The organism is Rhodococcus ruitaii, assembly GCF_055230935.1.
This window is the reverse complement of sequence record NZ_JBUYWC010000022.1, coordinates 44,412-68,126: the sequence shown is the minus strand read 5'-3', so window position 1 is coordinate 68,126 and position 23,715 is coordinate 44,412. Positions and strand designations below refer to the sequence as shown.

The window sequence follows — 23,715 nt, the reverse complement described above, 5'->3', positions numbered from 1 at the left end:
TCGGGTGGTTCATCCTGCAGGTCTTCTGCGGGATGTCACCGTGTGCCGTGCGGGGCGACTGTGCAGTGCGTCCGGGTGGTTGCCCGGCGGGCGCGCAAAAAGATCGAACGACGCTCTGAACTGGGATGAGTCACGGCGATGCGCACTCGGCGGGTGCGCTCCCTCTCGATTCGGTCGACCGGGTGGAGGTGACCGCCGCGGGGTTGTTATCGGGCTGTTATGAAATGGCGGCGGCACTGGTTCTGAAATACTCAAAACGGACTTAGAGTGCATACCCCGCGAGTTGGGGTTGGCCTCAGCGATGCAGTTTCGTAACCTTCCTGAGACCAAGCGGAACAGTACGTCCGGCCCACTCCCGAGGGCTGGGGCCGCTAGGTAACCGCCTAATCGGCCGCTCGACCTCGAGTGTCCGAGCCGGGGACCCACACGCGTTACTTGGGGTGAATCCCCTCCACCGCACTCGCGGGAGAGGGGTAGGGCTGATCTTCCGGCCCGAATCCGTCAGCTAACTCGGTCGGCGGGTGAACGGAAGAATTGGAGAACATCCCCTCGTGGTCTCGCAGAACAGCAAGCGTACGGTACGTCGCGCTCTCGTTGCCGGTGCGCTCGCGCTCGGTGCAGTCACCGTCACCGCCGGTCCGGCGATGGCAGAGCCCGTCACCATCCCCGGAATCGGCACCATCGAACTTCCCGCCGGCGTGACCCTGCCGCCGGAGGTCACCAACCTCATTCCACCGGCCCCCGAAGCCGCTCCCTTCACTGCGCCGTTCAGCTCGGTAGGCCAGCGCGCCGCTGACGCCGCCCTCAGTAAGGTCGGATCCCCGTACGTCTACGGCGCAACAGGCCCGAACGCGTTCGACTGCTCGGGGCTCGTGCAGTGGGCGTATCAGCAGGCGGGGCTGGGCGTGCCCCGCACCAGCTACCAGCAGGCCGGTGCGGGCCAGGCCGTGCCGGTAGGCGCGTTGCAGCCCGGCGATGTCGTGTCCTTCTACGGTGGAAGTCACACCGGGATCTACATCGGCGACGGCAATATCGTGCATGCGTCGACCTCGAGTCAGCCGGTGAAGGTTGCGCCGCTCGACTCGATGCCGGTGGACGGCGCTCGCCGCTTCTGACCGGACGAACAGTGCCTGTGGAGGGTGGATCGGCGACGTGCCGGTCCACCCTCGACGCGCTTGGTGGAGTCGAATCGGCGATCACGAACATCGTGAACGACGAATTGAAGCGCACTACCCGCGGGTAGACATGAAGCTATGCGATTCCGTAACCTGATCGAGATCTTTGCGATCGAGGTTTTTGCGAAAGGAAGACAAGTCGCGTGTTCTCCGCTCCCGCCGGACAGGCTGTTCGCACTGCTCTCGCCGCATGTGTCCTTCTCATTCTGGGGCTCACGGCTGCGCCTGCAGCAGCCGACCCCATCGGCGACAGTCCCACCGCCAAACTCGAACATCTCGCCGACCTGTCCCGTCGATCCGAGCAGGCCACCGAAGCGCTGCACCATGCCGGCATCGAACTGGATGCCCGAATCGCCGAACAACACGACCTCGATGCTCGCGCCGCCACCGACCGGGACGTGTTGGCCACGGCCCAAGCCGAGGTCGCACGCTTCAAGCCCACTGTCGACAAACTGGCCCAAGCCAACTACCGGGGTTCACGCACCAATCGGCTCTTCGCGGTAATGGTCAGCGACTCGCCCCAGCAGCTGCTCGACCAGATGGTGATGCTCGACGTGCTCGGCGCGCAGACCGATCGCGAGATCGAAGGGTTCCGCCGAGCCACCGACGCGGCAGCGGTCGCCGCCGCGGCATCGCAAGAATCGGCCGAAGCTGCGCGCGTCGCAGCCGAGCAGGCGCAGACGCTGCGCGACGATCTGCAGCGTCAGGAAACCGAGCTGGAGGCGCAGATCGCCGCAGTACTCGACGCCTTCGACAATTTGAGTGACGAGGAGAAGTCGATCCTCGCCGGCACTCCGTTCCCGCCCGGTCTCGACGCCGAGCGCATCATGGAGCATCTCATTCCCGGCAACGGCGCAGGCGCCCTCCGTGCCGCACTCACCCGGATCGGCGATCCGTACGTGTGGGGGGCCACCGGGCCTGATCAGTTCGACTGCTCCGGCCTCGTGGTCTGGGCGTATCAGCAGATCGGAAAGACCGTACCGCGCTCCAGTCAAGCGCAGGCGCAGGGCGGAACCTCCGTCTCGCGCGACAATCTCCAACCCGGCGACGTCATCATCTTCTACAACGACGCGTCACACGTCGGTATCTACGCGGGCGACGGAAACATCGTGCACGCCTCGACGTTCGGCGTGCCGGTGAAGGTGCAGTCGATGGACAGCTTCCCGTTCCACAGCGCACGACGCTACTGACCGCCCCGGACAACCACGCGGCGCGGAGGACGCGACCGGTCGCCACATACACTTGCCGCCGTGCCCGCGCCGGAGACCCCGCCTCGAACCCGTCCCCGCCTGCTGTGGGAGCGCATCGGGCTCGCTGGGTTGGCGCTCGTGGTGGCGGCGGTCGGCGCCCTTCTCGTTGGCCTCGATACCGTCGAGCAGTCCGAGTCCGACGTCCGTGTGGAGTTGCAGGCGCTGCTCGATTCCTGGGCCGCCGCGGTGCGTAGCTCCGACAGCGCAGCTCTCGCCGAGGTGATCGACACCGCAGCGGGAACGGAGTTGCTCGACGCCGAGATCCGTCGCGCGCAGGCGCTCAGCCTCGTGCCCTTGGCCGAGTTCGGATACGAGCTCGGCGCCGAGCCCGCCAGCGAGGTCCCGGCCGAAGTTGGCCGCCGGTTCGGAGACGATCCGCTACTCGCGCTCACCGTGACGTTGCGCTACGGCGTCGAGGGTGTAGACGAGACTCCGACACGTAAACCTGTCGCGGTGCTGTTCGTCGCGCGTCACGACGGGTGGAAGATCGCATCCGACCGGCCTCTCCCGGATTCGGCGTCTGCGACATGGCGAGGGCTGTGGGACCACGGACCGCTCGACCTGACGACCACCGCGACTGCCGGTGGTACGTCGATGATCCTCGCCCACTCCGATACCACCGACCTCGCCGAGAGCATCGCGGACGAACTTCCCGCCGCTGTCGACGCGGTGTCGGAGGTGTGGGGGACGGACTGGCCGGAACGGTCGCTCGTGCTGGTCACCTCGAGCTACGAGGAGTTCACCGACCAGGTGGGCACGGCACACAACGGTGACGAGATCGCTGCAGTGGCGATCGCCGATGCGGTCGATCCCGAGCACGACAGAGCAACGGGCCAACGCATCGTCTTCAGCCCGGCGGCCGGTGGTCGTCTCTCGAGGGAGGGCCTGCGCGCGGTCCTCCGGCACGAGTTGGTGCACATCGCAGCCCGGCCGCAGACCGTGGACGGATCACCGATGTGGATCCTCGAGGGATACGCCGACTACATCGCCTACCGATCCGGCACCGGAACGCCCGTGACCGGTGCCGACCTACGTCGAGTCGCTCCGAACCTCGTCGGGGAGGTCATCCGCAACGGCGCACCCGCACGGATCCCCACCGACGCCGACTTCGCCGACCCGGGCCGATCCCGCACCGCATACGAGACTGCGTGGAGCCTCACGACGTTCCTGGCAGAGGAGTACGGCGAAGACGAACTGACCTCGTTGTACCGCGCACTCGCGGACGGGCCGGCGCCGGAGGGCGACCAGAGTGACGCACTCACCGAGATCGTGGGATCGGACGCGGAAGATGTCGTCGACCGATGGGGCGACTGGCTCACCGAACGAGTCTGACCTCCGCGCCTCTCGATCAGGGCCCCGTCGAGCAAAGGCTTTCCCCACACCCTACGGTGTAGCCATGTCGCGAACGCTGCTGGTGACCAACGACTTTCCGCCTCGACCGGGAGGGATCCAGTCGTACCTGCGCTCGTTCGCGGCGCAACTTCCGGCCGACGAGATCGTCGTGTACGCACCGCGCTGGCGCGGCGACAGTCACATCCGCTATGACGCCGAGCAGCCGTTCGAGGTCGTGCGTCACCCGACGACATTGATGCTGCCGACTCCGGCAGTCGCGCGGCGCGCATCCGGTCTGCTCGCCGATAGGGGGTGCGACACGGTATGGTTCGGCGCCGCGGCGCCGCTGGCGCTGCTGGCGCCGGTGCTGCGCCGAGCCGGCGCCGAGCGGATCGTGGCGAGCACCCACGGTCACGAAGTCGGCTGGTCGATGGTGCCGGGCGGACGACAGTTGTTGCGTCGCATCGGTAACGAGTCCGACACCGTCACATTCGTCAGCCGCTACACCCGAGGCAGGTTTGCGTCGGCATTCGGTCCCGACGCCGGTCTCGAACACCTGCCGTCCGGCGTCGACACCGAGGTGTTCCGGCCGGATCCGGTGGCCCGCGCCGAGCTCCGCGCACGGTACGGACTCGGTGATCGGCCGACGGTGCTGTGCTTGTCGAGGCTTGTACCGCGCAAGGGCCAGGACACTCTGATTCGAGCGTTGCCGCAGATCCGGCGTCGTATCGACGGAGCCGTACTCGTCATCGTCGGTGGCGGCCCGTACGAGGACACGCTTCGTGATCTGGCGCGCAAGACCGGTGTGGAGGACCATGTCGTCATCACCGGTGGTGTCCCCGCCGCGGAGCTGGCAGCACATCACACGATCGCGGACGTGTTCGCGATGCCGTGCCGCACCCGGGGCGCCGGGCTCGATGTGGAAGGCCTCGGGATCGTCTACCTCGAGGCATCTGCCACGGGTGTTCCGGTCGTGGCAGGGAGATCCGGCGGTGCCCCCGAGACGGTGCGCGACGGGGAGACCGGGTTCGTTGTCGACGGCACGTCGGTGTCGGCTGTCGCGACCGCGATCACCGGGGTTCTCGCCGATCCGGACCGGGCCGCGGCGATGGGAGCCGCCGGTCGGCAGTGGGCGTCGACCGAGTGGCGCTGGGACGTTCTCGGCGCCAAACTCCGGGAACTCCTGGGGGGGAGGCCGCAGCGACCGAGCACCGTCCACTGAACTGCGGGGTGGCGACTCGACCGGACGCCCGATATGTGAGGCTGTCTGCGTGAGCAGCATTCAGGTGTCCGACCAGACCTTCGTCGCGGCAGACCCCGTCCGCATCGCCGCGGAAATCGCCGCGCCGGACCGGTGGCGCGTGTGGTGGCCGGATCTCGCATTGATCGTCCGCGAGGACCGTGGGGAACAGGGAATCCGATGGGCGGTGTCCGGTCCACTGACCGGGACGATGGAAGTATGGCTGGAACCTTCGCTCGACGGCGCCATCATCCACTACTTCCTGCACTGTGAGCCGACGGGTGTCGCGTCCGAACGCGTTGCGGACCTCGACCTGGCGTCGATGAACCGGGAGCGCAGAGTGGCCGGGAAGAAGATGACCTTCGCCATCAAGGCGCGTCTCGAAGCCGGGCGTGCCGCCGGTGACGCTCCGCGTGACCGGCCCTGACGGACCGATACCGTATCGCTACGGTGTGTGGTAGACAACGGCGTCGGTATCGGCTGCTTCGGTGACGGAGACGGCCCCGCACCTCCAGTACACGCGACGGACCGAAAAGGAGTCTTCGTCGAATGGCCGAGAAGACCAAGAGGTCGATCACCATCGATGCCCCGGCAGGTCAGGTGATGGCCGTGATTGCGGACTTCGACGCCTACCCCACGTGGGTGGAGGCGGCCAAGACCGTCGAGGTACTCGAGCGCCGGCCCGACGGCCGCGCCGAAACCGTCCGGTTCGTCCTCGACGCAGGGATCGTCAAGGACACCTACACCCTGCGATACCGCTGGGCATCGGACGGGCGAGCGGTCAGCTGGAACCTCGAGAGCGGCGAGATCCAGAAGGCGCAATCCGGGAGCTACGTCCTCGTCGACGCTCCAGGGGGCGGCACCGTGGTCGACTACGAACTCACCGTGGACTTGACCATCCCGATGATCGGCCTGTTCAAGAGAAAGGCCGAAAAGGTGATCACTGATACCGCGCTCAAAGAACTGAAGAAGAAGGTGGAAGGCTGAGCGCCGAACGCGGGACGACTCCCGCCCGCGTACGACTGTTCCTCGGCAAGGGAGGTGCGGGCAAGACCACCCTCGCCGCGGCCACCGCGGTCGGGGCCGCGCATGCCGACGACCCGGTGCTCCTCGTCTCCATCGACCAAGCGCACTCGCTCGCCGACGTCCTCGCCGTCGACGCGGGACGAGGCGTGACGCCCGTGGCCGACGGCCTCGACATGTACGAGATCGATTCGCTCGGGTTGCTCGAGGAGCGCTACGCGACACTGCACCGACTCGCGACGGTGACAGGGGGGCACGACCACGACGGGCAGTTCGATCTGCCCGCCCCGGAAGAACTCATCGGCCTACCGGCAGTGCAGGAGCTTCTCGCGCTCACCGAGGTGACCCGACTGGCCGACGACGGACGCTGGCGCACGGTGATCGTCGATGCGCCTGCATCCGGCGACGCCTTCCGGATGATCGCGTCGCCCCGCACGTTCTCGGACTACATGGATCGAATCTGGCCGCAGCACAGCAGAATTGCCGCATCGAGCGGGCCAGATCCGCGACTGATGATGGTGGTGGCGCTCTACGACCGGATACTCGGAGGGCTCGGTGCGGTACGAGACCTGATCGACGACCGCACCCGAACGGGTGCGACACTCGTCACGACCCCGGACCGCGCGGGATTCGCCGAGCTGCGGCGACTTCGGTCCTGGGCCGCGATGGCCACACTCCGGCTCGACGCCGTCATCGTCAACGGAATTCTGCCCGACCTCGGTGGGGACGGATCCGCCGCCGAGTGGGTCACCGCCGCGCGCGCGGCGCAGTCCGATGCCGTCGACGACATCCGTGCGCTGGTCACCGAGACGCCGGTTGCCGTGTGCGAGCGCCGCAGAAGTGAACCGATAGGCTTGCTCTCACTCGGTGAGCTGGCACAGCGCTACCGAGGCGACCGGGATCCGTCGCGACAGGGGGCCGGCGACGTCGAACCGGTCCGGATCGGTCACGACACGGGAACGGGGGTGGACGCGGTGTACACGATGCGGATGCATCTCCCGCTCGCCGATCCGTCGTCGCTCACGCTCGGCCGAGTCGACGACGACCTCGTCGTGGGGGCCGACGGCATTCGCCGCAGGCTGCGTCTGGCATCCGGTCTGCGTCGCTGCACTGTATCGGAGGCGGAATTCGACGGCACCGATCTGGTGCTGCGCTTCATCCCGGATCCGGCGGTGTGGCCGCAGTGAGTTCGGATCACGACGCTCTCCTGGCCGACCTGAGGGTCCTCGCCGATACCGTGCTCGACCGTGTCGAGGCGCTGGTCGAGCAGGTGGCCGCACAGGACGGCCCCCAGCGACACAACCCCCAGCAACACGGTGCAGACCACCACCACGCAGGCCGTGCGGGGCAGTCGGATCCTCCGGCGAACGAGGACACCCCCGTGGCGCCTGCGCCCGCCCCGACCGATACCGGTAGCTGCACCTGGTGCCCGCTGTGCGCGGTCGCCGCACTCGTCCGCGGTGAGAACCACGAGCTGATCACCAAGTTGGCGTCGCAACTCGCCGCGTTGATCGCGATCATTCGCGAACTGGTGGCCCGTTTTCTGCCGTCTCCCGGCCCCGAGCCCGATACCGGGCCGGACGACCCGACTCCTCCGGACCCCCCTGATCGCGGTGGGTTCGTGCCCATCTCCGTCACGATCCGCCCTTGACGGCGGACACTGACGAGATGGTTGAGTCCGAACGGTTCACGATCGGTATCGATGTGGGCGGAACGAATATCCGGGCCGCAGTGGTCGATGCATCCGGGGAGGTGATCGATTCTGCGCGTGCGCCGACCCCCGGATCGGCGCCCGTGCTCGAGGATGCACTGCACCGGGTCGTCCGGCAGCTCGCCGACCGCAACGATGTTTCTGCGGTGGGGTTGGCGGTCGCCGGGTTCCTCACTGCCGACTGCCGCACCGTCCGCTTCGCCCCGCACCTCCCGTGGACCGACGCCCCGATCGCGGAACGCCTCGCGGACCGGTTCGGACTGCCTGTGGTCCTCGAACATGACGGGAACGCAGCGGGCTGGGCCGAATACCGGTTCGGTGCAGCCGCGGGCAGCCGCGTCGCGGTGCTGGTGGCGCTCGGGACCGGTATCGGCGCCGCGCTCATGCTGGACGGCCGGATCTTCCGAGGCGCACACGGAGTTGCACCCGAGCTCGGTCACCTGCAGGTCGTGCCGGGCGGTCGGCCCTGTCCCTGCGGTAAGCGAGGATGCTGGGAGCGGTATTGCAGCGGCACCGCCCTGGTCGACATTGCTGTCGAGATGCTTGCCGCCGACCCCGGGCATTCGCAGCTGGCGGCTGGAACGAGGGCGGATCCGGGTTCGTTGACCGGCAGGCGGATCGCCGACGCCGCACGGGACGGCGACCTACTCGCGCACGCCGCCGTGGCCGAGTTCGCCCGCTGGCTGGGGCTGGGGTTATCTATCGTTGCCGATGTGTACGATCCGGAGCTCATTGTCGTCGGCGGAGGAGTGTCGGGTTCGGCCGCGCTGTTTCTCGACGATGCACGAGAGCACTACGCTGTTGCTTCGACCGGTTCCGGATACCGGCCCCTTGCCCGGGTACGCGCCGCGCAACTCGGGGATGCCGCCGGACTGATCGGCGCCGCAGACCTCGCCCGGCGGGCGGTGGCGGCGAATCAAGAAGCGACCTTCTCGTGAGATTCTTGTCACTTCCTGTGCGTTCCAGTGGAGCCGAGCACCCTGCGACGTGCGGGTGACCCACGAGTCGACGTAGAGTCGACCAGCGGGCCTTGTGGGCCTGTTTCGCCGATTCCGGGAAGGGTGCCATGTGGTACTGGCTGACCAAGTACGTCCTGCTGGGTCCACTCTTGTGGCTTATGGGCAGGCCGAAGTTCGAGGGCGGGGAGAACATCCCGTCGGACGGGTCCGCGATACTCGCCAGTAACCATCTCGCCGTGCTCGACTCGTTCTATGCGCCGCTGCTCGTGAAGCGGCGAATCACCTTCTTGGCGAAGAGCGAGTACTTCACCGGCACCGGGCTGAAAGGTGCATTCCAGCGCTGGTTCTTCTCCTCCGTCGGTCAGGTCCCGATCGACCGGACGGGCGCGGACGCCGCGCAGGACGCACTCAACGCCGGTGTCCGGGTTCTGGCGCAGGGAAAACTGCTCGGCATCTACCCGGAAGGCACGCGTTCGCCCGACGGACGCCTGTACAAAGGTAAGACCGGGTTGGCGCGCCTCGCGTTGGAGACCGGCGTACCCGTCATTCCCGTCGCGATGATCGGGACCGACAAGATGAACCCGATCGGCTCCAAGATGTGGAAGCCGGCCAAGATCACTGTCCGGGTCGGCGAACCGATCGATTTCTCCCGATTCGAGGGTATGGGAGGGAACCGATTCGTCGAGCGAACCGTCACCGACGAGGTGATGTACTCCCTGATGCAGCTGTCCGGTCAGGAATATGTCGATGTTTATGCCGCATCCATGAAGGACAAGGTGGCGGGGGCCGGCACTCCAGATGTCGCGGTCGTACGCGATCTCGGCGATGCCGATCGCATGCCCGACACCCAGGCGGGGTGACGCAAGGTGTGCCGGGCATAATGTGGCCACGTGCGCTATTTCTACGACTGCGAGTTCATCGAGGACGGACGCACCATCGAACTCGTGTCGATAGGTGTGGTGTGTGAGGACGGCCGCGAGTTCTACGCGGTGTCCACAGAATTCGACCCCGAGCGTGCGGGCCCGTGGGTTCGCCGCAATGTTCTTCCCAAGCTGCCGAACCCGAGTCACCCGGCCTGGAAGCCGCGAAGCCGCATCCGCGACGACCTTTTGACATTTCTCGTTCCCCGCGTGGGTGTCAGACCCGAGCTGTGGGCGTGGATCGGCGCATACGACCACGTCGCGCTGGTCCAACTGTGGGGATCCATGCCGGAGTTGCCCGACGTGTTACCCCGCTTCACCCGCGAACTGCGGCAGCACTGGGAACAGCACGGGTCCCCATCGCTTCCGCCGGTGCCCGACGACAACCACGACGCACTCACCGACGCCCGTCACAATCTCGCGAAGTTCGATGCAATCGAGGCGGCCCGCCGGACTCGATAGCCGGGTCTGTGCGACCGGTGGGAGCCGTGGCCATATCCTGGTGGAGTGAACTGGACTGTCGACGTACCGATCGACCGCTTGCCCGAACTTCCGCCGCTGCCCTCGGAACTGCGCGAAAAGCTCGACTCCGCGCTGTCCAGGCCCGCATTGCAGCAGCCGAGTTGGCCCCAAGATCAGGCCGAGGCGATGCGGACCGTCCTCGAGAGCGTGCCGCCGATCACGGTGCCCCGCGAGGTCGAGGAACTGCAGAATCAACTCGCGGCCGTTGCGCGCGGCGAGGCCTTCATGTTGCAGGGCGGTGATTGTGCCGAGACATTCATGGACAACACCGAACCGCACATCAAGGGCAACATCCGTACATTGCTGCAGATGGCTGTCGTCCTGACCTACGGTGCCTCGACGCCGGTCGTCAAGGTTGCGCGCATCGCAGGGCAGTACGCCAAGCCTCGCTCCTCGGACACAGATGCACTCGGATTGCAGTCGTACCGGGGTGACATGGTGAATTCCCTCGTCGCCGACGCCGCCGTCCGCGTACATGATCCCTCACGTCTGGTCCGGGCGTACGCCAACGCCAGTGCGGCGATGAACTTGGTCCGGGCGGTCACCTCCAGTGGCGAAGCCGACCTGCATCGCGTCCACGACTGGAATCGTGAGTTCGTCGCGTCGTCACCGGCCGGAGCCCGCTACGAGGCGCTCGCCTCCGAAATCGACCGGGGCCTGCGTTTCATGGATGCCTGCGGGGTCATCGACCCGAACCTGCGCGCCGCGACCATCTATGCAAGTCACGAAGCTCTCGTGCTCGACTACGAGCGGGCCATGCTGCGTCTCGACACCACCGGAGACGAGCCCCGGCTGTACGACCTGTCGGCGCACTTCCTGTGGATCGGGGACCGCACCCGGCAGCTCGACGGCGCCCACATCGCCTTCGCCGAACTGCTCTCCAACCCGATCGGTCTGAAGGTCGGCCCGAGCACGACGCCCGAAATGGCTGCGGAGTACGTCGAACGACTCGATCCCCACAACAAACCGGGCCGGCTCACCCTGATCTCGCGGATGGGGCATTCGAAGGTCCGCGACCTGCTGCCCGGCATCATCGAAGCTGTCGAAGCCACCGGCCACAAGGTCATCTGGCAGTGCGACCCGATGCACGGAAACACCCACGAGTCGTCGACCGGGTACAAGACCCGTCACTTCGACCGGATCGTCGACGAGGTCCAGGGTTTCTTCGAAGTGCATCGCGCACTGGGCACTCACCCGGGCGGCATCCACATCGAACTGACCGGTGAAGACGTCACCGAATGCCTCGGCGGCGCCCAGGACATCTCCGACGTGGACCTGCACGGCCGGTACGAAACCGCGTGCGATCCCCGGCTGAACACGCAGCAGTCCATCGAGCTGGCCTTCCTCGTCGCCGAAATGCTGCGAGGCTGACGACGCTGATCCGCAGAACGGCCCGGCCGACACCACGGGTGGCCGGCCGCGGGCAGGAGCCGAATGGGTCAGGGAACGGCGGTCAGCACTACCGCGCTGCCGGGCTCCGCTCGATCACCGGCACCGGGACTCTGCCCGATCACCACGGACCGGTCGGAGTCGGTGAGCTGCCGGACTTCCACCTCCAGGCCCAGCCTCACTAGTTCCTCGCGCGACGATGCGACCGAGCGTCCCAGCATCGACGGGACCTTCACCGCGTTCGACACGAGCAATGTCACCGTGCCGCCCGCACCGATGCGGTCGCCCTCCGACGGATCGGTCCCCGACACGCGGCCTGCATCGACGTCGGGATCGAACACTTCCCGCTCGCCCTGGACGGTCAGGCCGACTCTCTCCAGCTCGGCGCGCGCGGCGTCGACCGTCCGGCCTCCGAGATCCGGAAGTACCACCGGGGCGGCCCCCTTGCTGATGATCACCTCGACCCTCGCGCCGACCGGCAGGACCGTGCCCGGTGCCGGATCGAGTGCGGCGACAGCTCCTTCGGGAGCCGACGCGCTGAACGCCGTTCCGCCGTCGACGGGTTCGAACGTGCGACGCCGCAATTCGTCTTCGACCGTGTTCCGGTCACCTCCACCGGGAACCCCCGGTACCGTCGGGCGGCCCAACGACACCAGCAGCGCGACGGTGGCGCCTCTGGGGACCTGCGAGCCGACCGTCGGATCGGTTCCGAGGACCGTGTCGATCGTAATCGAGTCCGAGTACTCACCGCGGGTGTCGACGGTCGCGCCCGCGGCCTCGACGGCCGCCACGGCCGCGGCGCGATCCATACCCTGTACCGCAGGAATGTCGATCATCCGACCTGACCCGAGCCACCAACCGGCCAGGCCCACGATCAGCGCGAGGGCGACGATCCCGCTGATCCAGGCGACGGTGGTCCACCGGGGGGTGCGTCGGCCCGCGTGGTGGTCGTCGTGCGTGCCGCCTGCGGCGAGGCCGCCGTCGTGCTGACCCTCCGGGGTGTCGGTTCGGGTGTGCTCCCGCGTGACGACCTTGGTGTGCTGCGGCTGCGCGTGGACCTGCAGGGCGGTCGGACTCGCGGCGTGATGGACCGTGGTCGGTGCTGCATCTCCGGTCGGGGCGGTCGGTTTGATCACGGTGGTCTCGGGGGCCGAGCCCCCCGAGGCCGGGGACGGTGCCGCGACCGGCACCTTCGCCGAGGTCGCGGATTTTCGGGGCGCCGGGACCCGGTAGCGAGGAAGTTCGAGCGCGTCACTGAGGTCGGTGAGAGCGTCGGCCATCGTACCGGCGTCGGTGTATCGCTCGCCCGGTTCACGTTCTGTCGCGTGCCGGACCAGCGTGTCGAACTCCTCCGGTACACCGTCGATCCATGTGCCCGGATCGGGTACGTCTTTGTCGACACGCTGGTACGCAACGGACAGTGAGGTGTCGCCGGTGAAGGGTGTGCGTCCGGTGAGCATCTCGAATATCAGCACACCGGCCGAGTACACGTCGCTGCGTGCGTCGGCGCTGCCGGTGGTGACCTGCTCCGGCGAGAGGTACGCGGCCGTCCCCAAGATCACACTGCGTGACGTCGTATTCGCGGCCGCGACCGCGCGGACCAGACCGAAATCGGCGATCTTCACCTCGCCGTTACGGGAGATCAGGATGTTCTCGGGCTTGACGTCGCGGTGCACGAGCCCGGCCCGATGAGCCACCCCGAGGGCTCCGAGCACAGGCGCTGCCACTGCTGCCGCGGCGTGCGGGGGCATGGGCCCGCGCTCGCGCAGCAGCTCGCGGAGCGTGCCACCTTCGACGAGTTCCATCACCAGGAACACGTCGTCGCCGTCCTGTCCCTGGTCGTACACCGCCACGAGACCCGGATGGTTGAGTCGCGCCACCGATCGGGCCTCGAATTCGAATCGCGCGAGGAACTGGGGGTCGGCAGCGAATTGGTGGTCCATGACCTTCACCGCGACCGGGCGATCGAGGCGTTGATCGGTGGCGCGGTACACGGTCGACATGCCACCGCGGGCTATCCGTGCTTCGATCAGATAGCGCCGGTCGAGGAGCTTTCCGACCATGCGGTCGCCTCCAGCGGTCACCGGTGTACCCCCGTGTCTCTCAGTCACGATTTCGTCCCTGACGATCGTAGTCATGGTGCCGTCGGACGGTCGCGTACGTGCCCCCTGTGCATCGGCGATACGGTGGAACCGTGAGCACTATTCCGTACTGCGACGACGTCCTTGACAGCACCGTTCCGGTGGTGCAGCTCGTCGACGTGGCCAAGCAACTCGACCTCGCTGTCACCCGCGTTCATCAGCTGCTGCGTGACCGCCGGCTGCTGGCGTTCAAACGCAACCGCGTTCCTGTCGTACCGGAGGCGTTCTTCGATGGCACCGGAGCGATCGTCAAGGGCCTTTCCGGCCTCATCGCGGTGCTTCACGACGGGGGCTTCGATGACGAAGAGATCCTGGATTGGATGTTCCGGGAGGACGACACTCTCCCCGGTGGGAATGCCGTCAGCGCGCTGCACACCGATTCGATGAGAGAAGTTATCAGGCGGGCTCAGGCGGCCGCCTTCTGACGAGGACGCCCGAGGCGGCGTGCGTCAGCGCGACGGACAGCCGCGTGCGGCGCGGAACCGACACGCGCCGGTCCAACACCCGATAGCCACTGCGCTCGACCTCGTCGAGGATCCTCGCGTACAGCACGAACGCGGTGCGGATTCCCGGTCGGATGCGGGGAGGGAGCAGGTCCAGTCCGGGTTCGGCCGTGCGGTACCGGTCGCGTGTCAACGCCACAGCATGTGCGAGGGCGCGTCGTACCCGAGGGTCCGGGCGACGGTGGATCCGGCCGGCACGGAGCAGGTCGTCGTCGACACCGAACGCGGTCCACAGATCGGTGGGTAGATACACGCGACCTCGGTCGAGATCCTCGCCGACATCACGGATGAAGTTGGTGAGTTGGAAGGCTTCGCCGAGGGCTCGGGCATACGGTCTCGCCTTGTCGTCGTCGACACCGAACACGGGGAGCAGTTGCAGGCCGATCACGGCGGCCGACCCGTACATGTAGTCGTGCAACTCGTCCATGTCGTGATATCGGGCCCGGTGTTCGGGGGTACCGCGAATGTCCATGCGCATCGACCGGAGGAATGCGTCGAAGTACTCCACCGGGATGTCGTATCGGGAGATGGTGACGGCGAGGGCACGCACGATCAGCCCGATCGGGTCGGGTGGCCCGGGATCGCCGTGGAGGGCCGAGTGCAGGCGGGTGGAGGCCTCGTCGATGCCGTGCGCGGCCGCAGCCGGATCGTCGATGTCACCGACGTCGACGATGTCGTCGGCGATGCGCGCGAATCCGTACAGCGCATGCACGGCGTGGCGCCGCTGCTCCGGCAGAAGCCGCGCTGCGAGGTGGTAGGTGCGACCGTGCTCGGCGGTCAGCGACGCGCAGAGCCGGAATGCTTCGTCGAGGTGGTCGACTGCTCCCGAATCCGCCGAAGTGCGTGGTGTCGGCACACCGGACCTCATCGTGCGGCTGCGCGCAGATGCAGTGGATCGGGGCTACGCAACGACAGCGCGGCGACGACTGCAGCGAACACGGCGAGGGCAATGTGCGCGATGTTGTACATCCCGATCGAGCCGTCCGGATTGAAGATCAGCATCAGCCAGGTCGACAACGCGACGAGGAGCATCAGGGTGCGTGTCGACATCGTGAACGCTGCCGCCACGACCAGCGGCCACGAGTAGTACCAGGGCAACGCGGCCGGTGACAGCAGTGTCACGGCGGTGAGTGCGATGACGATGCCGAGGACGGCATCGCGTTCGGTGCGGCGGTAACGCCACCACGCGTAGACCAGGATGGCCCCGAGAGCAATCATGCAGAGCATCCGGGTCACGTCGAGCACCGGGCCCAGACGCCACGGCGTGAACCAGGTGACCGCATGGCCCAACATCGTCGGGAGCGACAACCAGTTGATGATCTTGGACGAGCCGGAGAGTGCGGTGAGCCATCCGATGCCGACACCGGCGACCAACGAGGTGCCGCCGAATACGAACGCGAACACCGCGATCCCGGAACCGGCGGCTTTGGCGAACAGCTTTATCGGGGAGGGGGGGACGCGGCCCTCGGCGAGCGCGCGGTCGCGTTCATGGATCATCCACACCCACACCAGGAAAGGCAGTGCGAGTCCGGCGGTGGCCTTGATCGCGGCACCCAACGACACCAGGGCGACGCCACTGAGATGCCGCCCTTCGAGCACGAGCACGATTCCGGCGAGCATGAGCCCGACCATGAGCAGCTCGTTGTGGACACCCCCGACGAGGTGTACGAGGACGAGTGGGTTGAGGACCGCCAGCCACAAGGCCACGGTGGGATTGCCGCCCATGCGGCGTGCGAGCCGGGGCACTCCCCAGGCCATGAGCACCAGGCCGGGGAGCATCAGCAGCCGCCACAGCCAGGTGCCGGACACGACGTTGTCGCCGGTGATGGATGTGATTCCGGCGCCGAGCAGCAGATGGACCGGTCCGTACGGTGTGGTCGTCGTAGTCCAGACGTTGCTGACGTTGTCGAGCAACAGACCCGGGTTGACGACGGGGCCTTCCGAGTACGGATCGAATCCCTCACGCAACATGGCGCCCTGGGCGAGATACGAATAGGCGTCCCGACTGAACATCGGGGTCGCGACCAGCAGCGGCACCGTCCACGCGGGAAGGATCTTCCAGAGGTCGCGGACCGATGCGAGGTCGGCGAGCACAGCGCGGCCCAGCCGGACCCATGCGCCGATCATCAGCAGGACACCGATCCAGATGATGATGGTGGAGAGCAGATGACCGTGCCCGAATCGCAGCCACGACAGATACACGCCCTCGAGCAGCGGGTCGACTCTGCGCACACTGCCTGCACCGAAGCTTCCGAACGTCAGGAGGGCGGCTCCGCACGCTCCGACGAGTGCCGCATTACCGGCGGGACTCCGAAGGAAGTCGGTCGGAGTCCGGCGAGAACCTGCCGGTTCCTGCGACGTGTGTGCCGTTGCCGGTTCGAGGGCCGAGCGATCATCAGGATCGGCTTCGGAGGCGGCAGGGGACGACATGGGTACGGTTCCTCCCCCGGAAGTCGCGTTGATGCAGGGCACAGCTGACAAGGACGATGACACAGTTTAGTGGAGTAGGAAAACGCGGCACCGCCGCCTCGGTATCGGCGTGGCGTGCGTCTCAGTGCCGATGAGGGGTGACGCCGAGTCGCTCGGCAGCGAGACGACCCGACAACAACACCGTCGGGACCCCGACGCCCGGCACGGTTCCGGACCCCGCGAGAACGATATTGGGATGGCGCGGGTCGAGGTTGCGACGACGGAACGGGCCTGTCTGCCGGAATATGTGGGCGCCTCCGAACGGGCTTCCCGCCGACATGCCCTGTGCTGCCCATGTCGTGGGCGTGTCGATGTGATCGACGTTGAATCCCGAGGTGATTCCCCCGTATCCGCGTGTGCCCAGCACCGACAGCAGTTCTTCGGAATACGGACCGGCAAGCGCGTCCCATGCGAGAGGGGCACTGTCGAGGTTGGGACAGGGCGCGAGTACGGACAGTGGTTCATGCTCACTTCCGTTGCGGCGGAGCAACAGATTCGGATCGGACAGCGCGGGCCGGGTGACGAGCAGCGACGGATCGGTCATCAGCCGTCCACGGCCCCGACGCGCGGTGATGTCGCGGAAGGTGCCTTCCCATCGTTCACCGAACTCGATGACGTGGTGGTGCGCAGCCGACCATGTCCGGCTGATGGCGGTGGGTACGGTGCCGTGTAGGACGACGGCGGATGGAGACGCGACCGTCCGCCGTCTCCGTGGGGCGGACACAAGTGTGTCGACCACGGGTAGATCGGGGGTCAATACCACGGCATCACACGGATGGCAGGTGCCGTCCGCGGTCTGCACCTGGCGGACGTGGGCACCGTCGAACTGGAGTTCCGTGACCTCGGCACCGAGGTGCAGACGGCCACCCGCGCGCACGAACGCATCGGCCATCGCTCGGGCGATGGTGCGCATTCCTCCGTCCACGGCGTAGACACCGAGTGAGGTGTCCATGTGGGGGATCGCGCCGTACACGGCGAGGGCGTGTGCCGGCGACACCCCCGCGTACAGCGCCTGGAAGGTGAACACCTTTCGCAGCCGGGGGTCGCGGATCCGGCGGTTCACCTGGGCGCCGAGCCTGCCGAATCCGCCGAGTCGGACGAGCCTGCTCAGGTCGCGCACCGCGGCCGGCGAGGAGACCAGGTCGAGCGGTGAATCGAAGTTCGCGTTCATGAACCGGTCGAATTCGGCGTCGAAGATGTCCGCCAGCCATCGCCGCAGTGCCAGATAACGCCGGGCCTCGTCCGCGCCACATACCCGGGTGATCTCGGCGACCATCGCGTCGGGGTCGGAGTGCACATCGAGTGCGCTGCCATCGGCGAACCGGGCGTGATAGGCGGGGGACAGCCGGGAGGTACGCACCGGCGGGTGCACCGTGGTGGCCTCGGCGCCGACTGCGGCGAGCGCGTCATCGACGAGTTCGGGCATGGTCAGGACGGTCGCGCCGTTGTCGATCTCGTAACCCGGGCCGATGTGGACCCCGACGCGGCCGCCCACCGACTCGCACCGTTCGAGTACTGTCACCTCTCGCCCGGCGCCACGCAGGTGCAGTGCAGCAGACAGCCCCGCCAGGCCCGCACCCACCACGACCACTCGTCGTGCCTCGGGAACGATACGGATCGTCATCAGGACGCGCGCCGTGTCGCGGCCAGCGCAGCCTCGCGCAGCAGCGCGGCGCCCTGGTCGGTCGCGTCCGACGAGTCGAGGGCAGCGAACGCCCGTTCGGTGAGACCGGTGATCTGCTCCTCGACCTTGTCGACAGCGCCGACCTCGACGAGCAGATCGCGTATCCGGTCGACCTGCTCATCGCTGAGGTCCGTGCCGATCGCCCCCCTCAGGGTCGCCGCGGCGAGGGGGTCGTCCGCATCGGCGGCTTCCAGGGCCAACGCGTACAGCACAGTGCGCTTGCCTGCGCGCAGGTCGTCGCCGGACGGCTTCCCGGTCACCTCCGGATCGCCGAAGACGCCGAGGAGGTCGTCGCGCAGCTGGAAGGCAAGGCCGATGTCGGTGCCGAAGCGGCGGTACGCATCGATCAAGTGCTCGTCTGCGCCGGCAAGAACTGCGCCGAGGTGCAGTGGACGCTCGATCGTGTAGGCGGCCGTCTTGAAACGGTTGACGCGGGCTGCGGCCTCGACCGACTCGTCCGCGGCGACCTCACCTGCGATGTCGAGATACTGGCCACCGAGGACCTCGGTGCGCATGGCCGACCAGACGGGTCCGAGCCGCGACGCCGCTGCGCTGTCGAGCCCTGCTTCGCGGACCATGTCGTCCGCCCACACCAACGCGAGATCGCCGAGCAGGATCGCGACGGCATGCCCGAACTCCGACGCCCCCCCGCGCCAGTCGTTGTCGCGGTGCAATCCGGCGAAGTCGACGTGCACGGTGGGGAAGCCGCGACGCGTGGTGGACGCATCGATGATGTCGTCGTGAATCAGCGCACCGGCCTGCACCAGCTCGAGTGCCGAACATGCTCGTATCACCGCATCGGCGTCCGGACCGGCCGGATCACCACCGGCACCGAGCCACCCGGACCATGCAAACGACGGGCGGACCCGCTTACCTCCGCGGAGCACGAACGACTCGAGGGCAGCCACCGCTTCTCGGTAACCTCCACCGACGGACTCCACGATGGGAGCCTTGGAGTCGAAGAACTCCCGTAGCGCGTATTCGACGAGTTCGGGCAGCGGAGCAGTGGGCACGGGTGCGGGTCCGGTGGACAGTGGATTCCTCCTGGTCGAATGCTTCGAGTGTCGCGGGACGGGTCGCGCGGCACCGCTACCGAGCCTATCCGGCGTCGTTCGACGTCGCCGGTGACCGCTCGTTGGTCGGCGCCCCCTATGCTGGACGGGTGGTAGTCGATTTCAGGGGGCCCAGTGAAGGCGCGGCGACCGATGCCGCCGAGCGTGTCGAGCAGTATGGCGACTCACGTACTCCGTCGATCGTGCATCGCCTCGGCGAGGCCCGCGGCGGGCGCATTCCGTTCTCGGTCGAATTCTCGCCGCCCCGCAACGCGGAAGCCGAGGCGCGCCTGTGGCGCGCTGTCCGGGTGTTCGAGCGGCTCGGTCCGGCGTTCGTCTCGATGACGTACGGGGCGGGCGGCTCCACCCGCGACCGCACGGTCCGCGTGACCGGTGAGCTTGCGGAAGCGACGACGCTGCTGCCGGTGGCGCATCTCACCGCCGTCGGGCACAGCGTCGACGAACTCCGCGCCATGGTCGGTGCCTACGCGGATCGCGGCATCACGAATATCCTGGCCCTGCGTGGCGATCCGCCCGGCAATCCGCTGGGGGAGTGGGAACAGCACCCCGAAGGGCTCGCGCACGCGGACGAGCTGGTGCGACTCGTACGCGATCTGGGCGACTTCCACGTCGGGGTGGCCTCGTTCCCGGAAGGCCATCACCGGTCGCCCGACCTCGACCACGACACCCGATTCCTGGTGAACAAACTCCGTGCGGGTGCCGAATACTCCATCACCCAGATGTTCTTCGACGTGGAGCATTACCTGAGGTTGCGCGACCGCGTTGTCGCGTTCGACGCAGAGCAGGCCACCAAGCCGATCATTCCCGAGATCATGCCGATCACGTCGCTCCGATCGGCGCGCCGAAGCTTGGAACTGTCCGGATCGAAGCTTCCCGCGGTACTCGAGGAGCGCCTGGTGCGGGCGGCCGGTGACGGACCGGAGGAGGACCGGACGGCTGTGCGTGAGGTCGGCATCGATGTGGCCACCGAGATGTGCGAACGACTCATCGCGGAGGGTGTTCCCTGTCTGCACTTCATCACACTGAACTTCGCGAGGGCCACCAGCGAGGTACTCACGCGTCTCGGCATCGAGATGCCGTCACCTGCTGCGCAACCGGCCTGAGACCGTGACGCCGAGTGCGCCGCGCAGATCAGGACCGGCTGCGCTCGCCCGATGAGGGTCGTGTCGCGGTGGGGTTGCGGGTGAACCAGGCCAGTGCGCCGATCAGCAGTGTGACGGCCGTGGCGCCGCCGGCCATGATTCCCGCCCAGCCCGCGAATCCGCGGGTGTTGGGATCGGAATAACGTACTTCTGCGCGGAGCGTGCTGACCTCGCCCGCGGGCAGCTTCCACGTGACGATCGAGTCGGACTCGCGATCGCCGTTCGTGGTGGCCACACGCGCAGGGAAGGCGATGGTGAACTGGACGTCTGTGCCGCGTTCGGGAGCAGCTTCGAGATCGACCCGCCCGGTGAGCGATACGAGATCACCGGAACGCTGCAGCGAGAGCTGGAAGGATCCGGCGCTCTGATCGGACATGGTTGCGAGCTGCTGCACGTCACCGAAGGTCAGGTTACTGAAGAAGACTTGGCTGCCGACGTACCCGTCCTGTGAATACTCCTGGACGCGCACTTTCCCTGCGAGGGACGAGGGAACAGTCAGTTCGGGGCCCGGGTCTTCCTCGTCGATGGGGATTGTCGCCGCGACGATCTGGCCGGAGACCCGGTCATCGGACGAGATTCCCATCGAGGTCTGCACACGAAGGCATCCGGTGAGTGCGGGAACCAGCAGGATCAGAAGTCCGAATGCGACGATGACCCGGCGACGGAGGGCTGTGGGGCGAACAGATGCGGAGGACGGCGGCACGAGGATATACTGCCAGGCCGGTGACGTGCCGCCGGATCACCGGGTCGGATCCGGCGTGTCGCGGCGCTCCATACAGATCGAGGGCATCACCGTGAGAGCCTGCCGAGTGTTCGGCGCAGCAGGCCGCCACGGGTGTCGCTGAGTGCGACGCGCGCGGTGCTACGACCGCTCGATCCTGACACGCCACCGCCGGGATGCGTCGACGCACCCGTGAGGTACAGCCCGGAGGCGCCCGGTACCCGGTACCCGGACAGATCGGGGATGGGACGCCAGAAGAACATCTGGTCGAGTGTCATCTCCACGTGCATGACGTTGCCGCCGATCAACCCCATCTCTCGTTCGATGTCTTCGGGCGTCTGCGTGTACGTATGACGGATACCCGCAGTGAAGCCGGGGGCCCGGTGCTCCATTTCGGCGATGATCCGGTCGGTCTCGGCCGCAGCCACCGTCTCCCAGCTACGTCCATCGCCGAGCCGGTAGGGATGCCACTGCGACCACAGGGTGATCTGATGCTCACCGGGCGGTGCGATCGACGGGTCGAGTGCGGAGAAGCTCATCGCCAGGACAGCGGGAGTCGGAGGCAACTCTCCTGCGAGCGCCGCGCCGTGCGCGAGACGAAGCTGGGCGCGGTCGTCGACGAGGAGTTGCAGACCGGTGGTGTCGCCGCCGTCGCCAGGGGCACCGCGATAGCGGGGAAGCGAGTCGGTGCCGAGCCGGAGAACCATGCCGATGCCCGGACCGACGCGGATGCGTCGTCGCCACGCGTCGATTCGGGTGGCGTCGAACCCGCCCCGCTCGAGCATGTCCAGTGTCGTGAGGACATGGCATCCGGCGATGACGGTACGGGCACGCACGGTCCGTCCCGAATCAGTGTGGACAGTCCAGGATTCGCCCGTACGACGAATCGACACCGCAGCGTCGCCGCATGTCACAGCGCCGCCGTCGGAGGCGAGTCTGGACGCAAGGGCTTGCGTGAGTGCGCCGCTGCCGCCGACGGCTCGGCCGGGGGGGAGCGTGTGCATCAGAGCGGCGAATCCGACCATGGGCGCGGTGCCCGGCTCGGACATCGGGGGGCCGGACTGTGCGCCGAACCAGGCGAGCGCGGCCTTGAGCGGTTCGTCGTCGAAATACTCGTCGAGCAAGGCGTCACCGGACGTGAGGAATCGCCGCGACAGGTCGGCCGCTCCACCGCCCAGGTCGAGCCCCCGGAACGAGGGGACGAGATGGCGGACGGTGGGGGGCGCTGCGAACGATTTCATGACCGCGCTGGTGCGGGGTCCCCAGTCGCGCACGAATCGGAGGTAGGCATCGGCGTCGCGCGCCCCGCAGGCCGTCTCGATCGAGGCGCAGGTGCGACCGAGGTCGCGGTGGAAGACGATGCCGGGTCGGTCGCTGCCGCTCGGCGGTGGGGCGAAGGCCCACGGGTCGCAATCGATGTAGTGCAGACCGTAGGAGGCCAGGTCGAGTTCTTCGATGATGCCCGAGTGCCGGATCATGATGTGCGCGGACGACCCGCGGTCGACCGCGTACCCGGGAAATCGCTCCACGGTCGAGACCGCTCCGCCCAGCACGGTGTCGCGCTCGAGGACTTCGACGGACCAGCCTTCCCGCGCCAGGTAGCAGGCCGAGACGAGTGCATTGTGGCCGGAGCCGACGACGACGGCATCGAGCGCGGAACCACCCGTGGCGGTCACGTCCGAGTCTCGGGCGCATCCGCGCCCATCGGCAGCGCTCGTCCGAGAACCGCAAAGGGTCGGGCGTCCCCGGCGAACACGAATCGGCGGACGACATCACGGAAGCCGAAACGCCGATAGAGACGCCACGCGCGGTTGTCTTCCTCGGCGACTTCGGGTGTCGACAGCAGGACCGCTTCCTCGGTGCGGTCTCGGAGCAACCGGCGGAGTAGAGCCTCGCCGATGCGGTGGCCCTGCGCGTCGGGGCGTACGTGAAGTTCGGTCAGTTCGAAGTAGTCGCGGAGCAGCGCATCGATCGAGTCTGCGGATATTCCTGCGTGACGCATCCCGGTGCGCACTTGCTGATTCCACCATTGGTGAAGGTGTCCGCGATAGCCGTAGGCGATCCCGACCAAGGTGCTGGGCTCGCCGGGGATCATCGCGGCGACGGCGCACCAGCCGTCCCGGTCGGCGTGTTCTGACCACATCGGTGCGCGGTGGTGTTCGGTGCCGTGCGGATACCGCATGGCGGAGACGTAGACGGACAGGAGTTCGGGCAGATGGGTCCGGAACTCCGTGGGAGTGAGGTCGACGAGTATCGGCTCCGGGTTGTGCCGATTCGGGTCAGTGCTCATGTGAGGACGGAGACCGCCTTCCCTTGACGACGTGTCGGTGGGTCCAGCTATATTGAATACGTCGAACCTATGTTCGATGTCGGTGATCCGGGGATGTTCGAGGGAAGCGGACATCCCCGGATTCTCCGGGCCGGAGCCGTACGGAGGCAGTGCAGGGAAGGATGCGAGCCA

The 23,715-nt window shown here is 67.3% G+C and carries 22 protein-coding genes and 1 riboswitch; of the genes, 14 read left to right on the top strand and 8 right to left on the bottom strand.

Translation table 11 applies throughout. The annotated features are described in order from the left end of the window. Positions 1 to 370 precede the first annotated feature (370 nt). A riboswitch (cyclic di-AMP (ydaO/yuaA leader) is annotated at positions 371 to 536 on the top strand. 15 nt (positions 537 to 551) lie between these two features. The 12 genes from ACZI8W_RS23935 to ACZI8W_RS23880 all read left to right on the top strand — a co-directional run bounded on the left by ACZI8W_RS23935 (position 552) and on the right by ACZI8W_RS23880 (position 11,503). Further along, the gene (locus ACZI8W_RS23935) at positions 552 to 1,115 is read left to right on the top strand and encodes a C40 family peptidase (protein WP_463371013.1); all 564 of its coding nucleotides are present in this window, start codon (positions 552 to 554) and stop codon (positions 1,113 to 1,115) included. A gap of 203 nt (positions 1,116 to 1,318) precedes the next feature. Beyond that, complete coding sequence (locus tag ACZI8W_RS23930; RefSeq protein ID WP_463371012.1) at positions 1,319 to 2,365, top strand: C40 family peptidase; 1,047 nt, start codon at positions 1,319 to 1,321, stop codon at positions 2,363 to 2,365. A 60-nt stretch (positions 2,366 to 2,425) separates the two neighbouring features. Then, on the top strand, positions 2,426 to 3,757 hold the full coding sequence (locus tag ACZI8W_RS23925) for a DUF1570 domain-containing protein (protein ID WP_463371011.1): 1,332 nt from the start codon (positions 2,426 to 2,428) through the stop codon (positions 3,755 to 3,757). Between the two features lie 64 nt (positions 3,758 to 3,821). After that, complete coding sequence (locus tag ACZI8W_RS23920; protein WP_463371010.1) at positions 3,822 to 4,979, top strand: glycosyltransferase family 4 protein; 1,158 nt, start codon at positions 3,822 to 3,824, stop codon at positions 4,977 to 4,979. 49 nt (positions 4,980 to 5,028) lie between these two features. Next, entirely contained in the window at positions 5,029 to 5,424 is a 396-nt protein-coding gene (locus ACZI8W_RS23915; protein ID WP_463371009.1) for a polyketide cyclase / dehydrase and lipid transport, read from the top strand. A gap of 122 nt (positions 5,425 to 5,546) precedes the next feature. Beyond that, positions 5,547 to 5,984 carry an SRPBCC family protein gene (locus ACZI8W_RS23910; protein WP_463371007.1) on the top strand — a complete coding sequence of 146 codons (438 nt, stop codon included), beginning with the start codon at positions 5,547 to 5,549 and terminating at the stop codon, positions 5,982 to 5,984. Then, complete coding sequence (locus tag ACZI8W_RS23905; protein ID WP_463371040.1) at positions 5,981 to 7,207, top strand: ArsA family ATPase; 1,227 nt, start codon at positions 5,981 to 5,983, stop codon at positions 7,205 to 7,207. Before ACZI8W_RS23910 ends, ACZI8W_RS23905 begins: the two co-directional genes overlap by 4 nt. After that, positions 7,204 to 7,671, top strand: coding sequence for a hypothetical protein (locus tag ACZI8W_RS23900; RefSeq protein ID WP_463371006.1), 468 nt, complete (start codon positions 7,204 to 7,206; stop codon positions 7,669 to 7,671). The genes ACZI8W_RS23905 and ACZI8W_RS23900 overlap by 4 nt, the downstream gene beginning before the upstream one ends. A 17-nt stretch (positions 7,672 to 7,688) precedes the next feature. After that, positions 7,689 to 8,669 (top strand): ROK family protein, encoded by a 981-nt coding sequence (locus tag ACZI8W_RS23895; RefSeq protein ID WP_463371005.1) that lies wholly within the window; start codon positions 7,689 to 7,691, stop codon positions 8,667 to 8,669. 128 nt (positions 8,670 to 8,797) lie between these two features. Further along, positions 8,798 to 9,550, top strand: a complete 753-nt coding sequence (locus tag ACZI8W_RS23890) for a lysophospholipid acyltransferase family protein (protein WP_463371004.1) — start codon at positions 8,798 to 8,800, stop codon at positions 9,548 to 9,550. 30 nt (positions 9,551 to 9,580) lie between these two features. Further along, positions 9,581 to 10,072, top strand: coding sequence for a polyadenylate-specific 3'-exoribonuclease AS (locus tag ACZI8W_RS23885; RefSeq protein ID WP_463371003.1), 492 nt, complete (start codon positions 9,581 to 9,583; stop codon positions 10,070 to 10,072). 45 nt (positions 10,073 to 10,117) lie between these two features. Then, positions 10,118 to 11,503, top strand: coding sequence for a class II 3-deoxy-7-phosphoheptulonate synthase (locus ACZI8W_RS23880; RefSeq protein ID WP_463371002.1), 1,386 nt, complete (start codon positions 10,118 to 10,120; stop codon positions 11,501 to 11,503). Between the two features lie 68 nt (positions 11,504 to 11,571). On the opposite strand, the gene pknB is transcribed toward ACZI8W_RS23880, so the two are convergent. Next, a complete protein-coding gene (gene pknB / locus ACZI8W_RS23875; protein WP_463371039.1) occupies positions 11,572 to 13,605 on the bottom strand; it encodes a Stk1 family PASTA domain-containing Ser/Thr kinase in 2,034 nt (677 codons plus the stop codon). A 110-nt stretch (positions 13,606 to 13,715) separates the two neighbouring features. Between pknB and ACZI8W_RS23870 the strand changes: the two genes are divergently transcribed. Further along, on the top strand, positions 13,716 to 14,087 hold the full coding sequence (locus tag ACZI8W_RS23870; protein ID WP_463371001.1) for an Rv2175c family DNA-binding protein: 372 nt from the start codon (positions 13,716 to 13,718) through the stop codon (positions 14,085 to 14,087). Here ACZI8W_RS23870 and ACZI8W_RS23865 read toward each other — a convergent pair. From ACZI8W_RS23865 to ACZI8W_RS23850, 4 genes are all read right to left on the bottom strand, one after another. After that, positions 14,059 to 15,033 (bottom strand): phytoene/squalene synthase family protein, encoded by a 975-nt coding sequence (locus ACZI8W_RS23865; RefSeq protein WP_463371000.1) that lies wholly within the window; start codon positions 15,031 to 15,033, stop codon positions 14,059 to 14,061. The two genes, ACZI8W_RS23870 and ACZI8W_RS23865, sit on opposite strands and share 29 nt — an antisense overlap. Beyond that, positions 15,030 to 16,595: an alpha-(1->6)-mannopyranosyltransferase A gene (locus ACZI8W_RS23860; RefSeq protein WP_463370999.1), complete on the bottom strand. Its 1,566-nt coding sequence runs from the start codon at positions 16,593 to 16,595 to the stop codon at positions 15,030 to 15,032. Before ACZI8W_RS23860 ends, ACZI8W_RS23865 begins: the two co-directional genes overlap by 4 nt. Before the next feature lie 121 nt (positions 16,596 to 16,716). After that, entirely contained in the window at positions 16,717 to 18,258 is a 1,542-nt protein-coding gene (gene crtI, locus ACZI8W_RS23855; protein WP_463370998.1) for a phytoene desaturase family protein, read from the bottom strand. Then, positions 18,258 to 19,331: a polyprenyl synthetase family protein gene (locus ACZI8W_RS23850; RefSeq protein ID WP_463370997.1), complete on the bottom strand. Its 1,074-nt coding sequence runs from the start codon at positions 19,329 to 19,331 to the stop codon at positions 18,258 to 18,260. Before ACZI8W_RS23850 ends, crtI begins: the two co-directional genes overlap by 1 nt. Before the next feature lie 242 nt (positions 19,332 to 19,573). On the opposite strand from ACZI8W_RS23850, the gene metF reads away from it, so the two are divergent. Further along, positions 19,574 to 20,494, top strand: coding sequence for a methylenetetrahydrofolate reductase [NAD(P)H] (gene metF, locus ACZI8W_RS23845; protein ID WP_463371038.1), 921 nt, complete (start codon positions 19,574 to 19,576; stop codon positions 20,492 to 20,494). A 28-nt stretch (positions 20,495 to 20,522) separates the two neighbouring features. Here the strand turns inward: metF and ACZI8W_RS23840 are convergent, their stop codons facing one another. The 3 genes from ACZI8W_RS23840 to ACZI8W_RS23830 form a co-directional block, all read right to left on the bottom strand. Further along, on the bottom strand, positions 20,523 to 21,242 hold the full coding sequence (locus tag ACZI8W_RS23840; RefSeq protein ID WP_463371037.1) for an LppM family (lipo)protein: 720 nt from the start codon (positions 21,240 to 21,242) through the stop codon (positions 20,523 to 20,525). 80 nt (positions 21,243 to 21,322) lie between these two features. Then, positions 21,323 to 22,930 carry a phytoene desaturase family protein gene (locus ACZI8W_RS23835; RefSeq protein ID WP_463370996.1) on the bottom strand — a complete coding sequence of 536 codons (1,608 nt, stop codon included), beginning with the start codon at positions 22,928 to 22,930 and terminating at the stop codon, positions 21,323 to 21,325. Continuing rightward, positions 22,927 to 23,544, bottom strand: coding sequence for a GNAT family N-acetyltransferase (locus tag ACZI8W_RS23830; protein WP_463370995.1), 618 nt, complete (start codon positions 23,542 to 23,544; stop codon positions 22,927 to 22,929). The genes ACZI8W_RS23835 and ACZI8W_RS23830 overlap by 4 nt, the downstream gene beginning before the upstream one ends. Positions 23,545 to 23,715 lie beyond the last annotated feature (171 nt).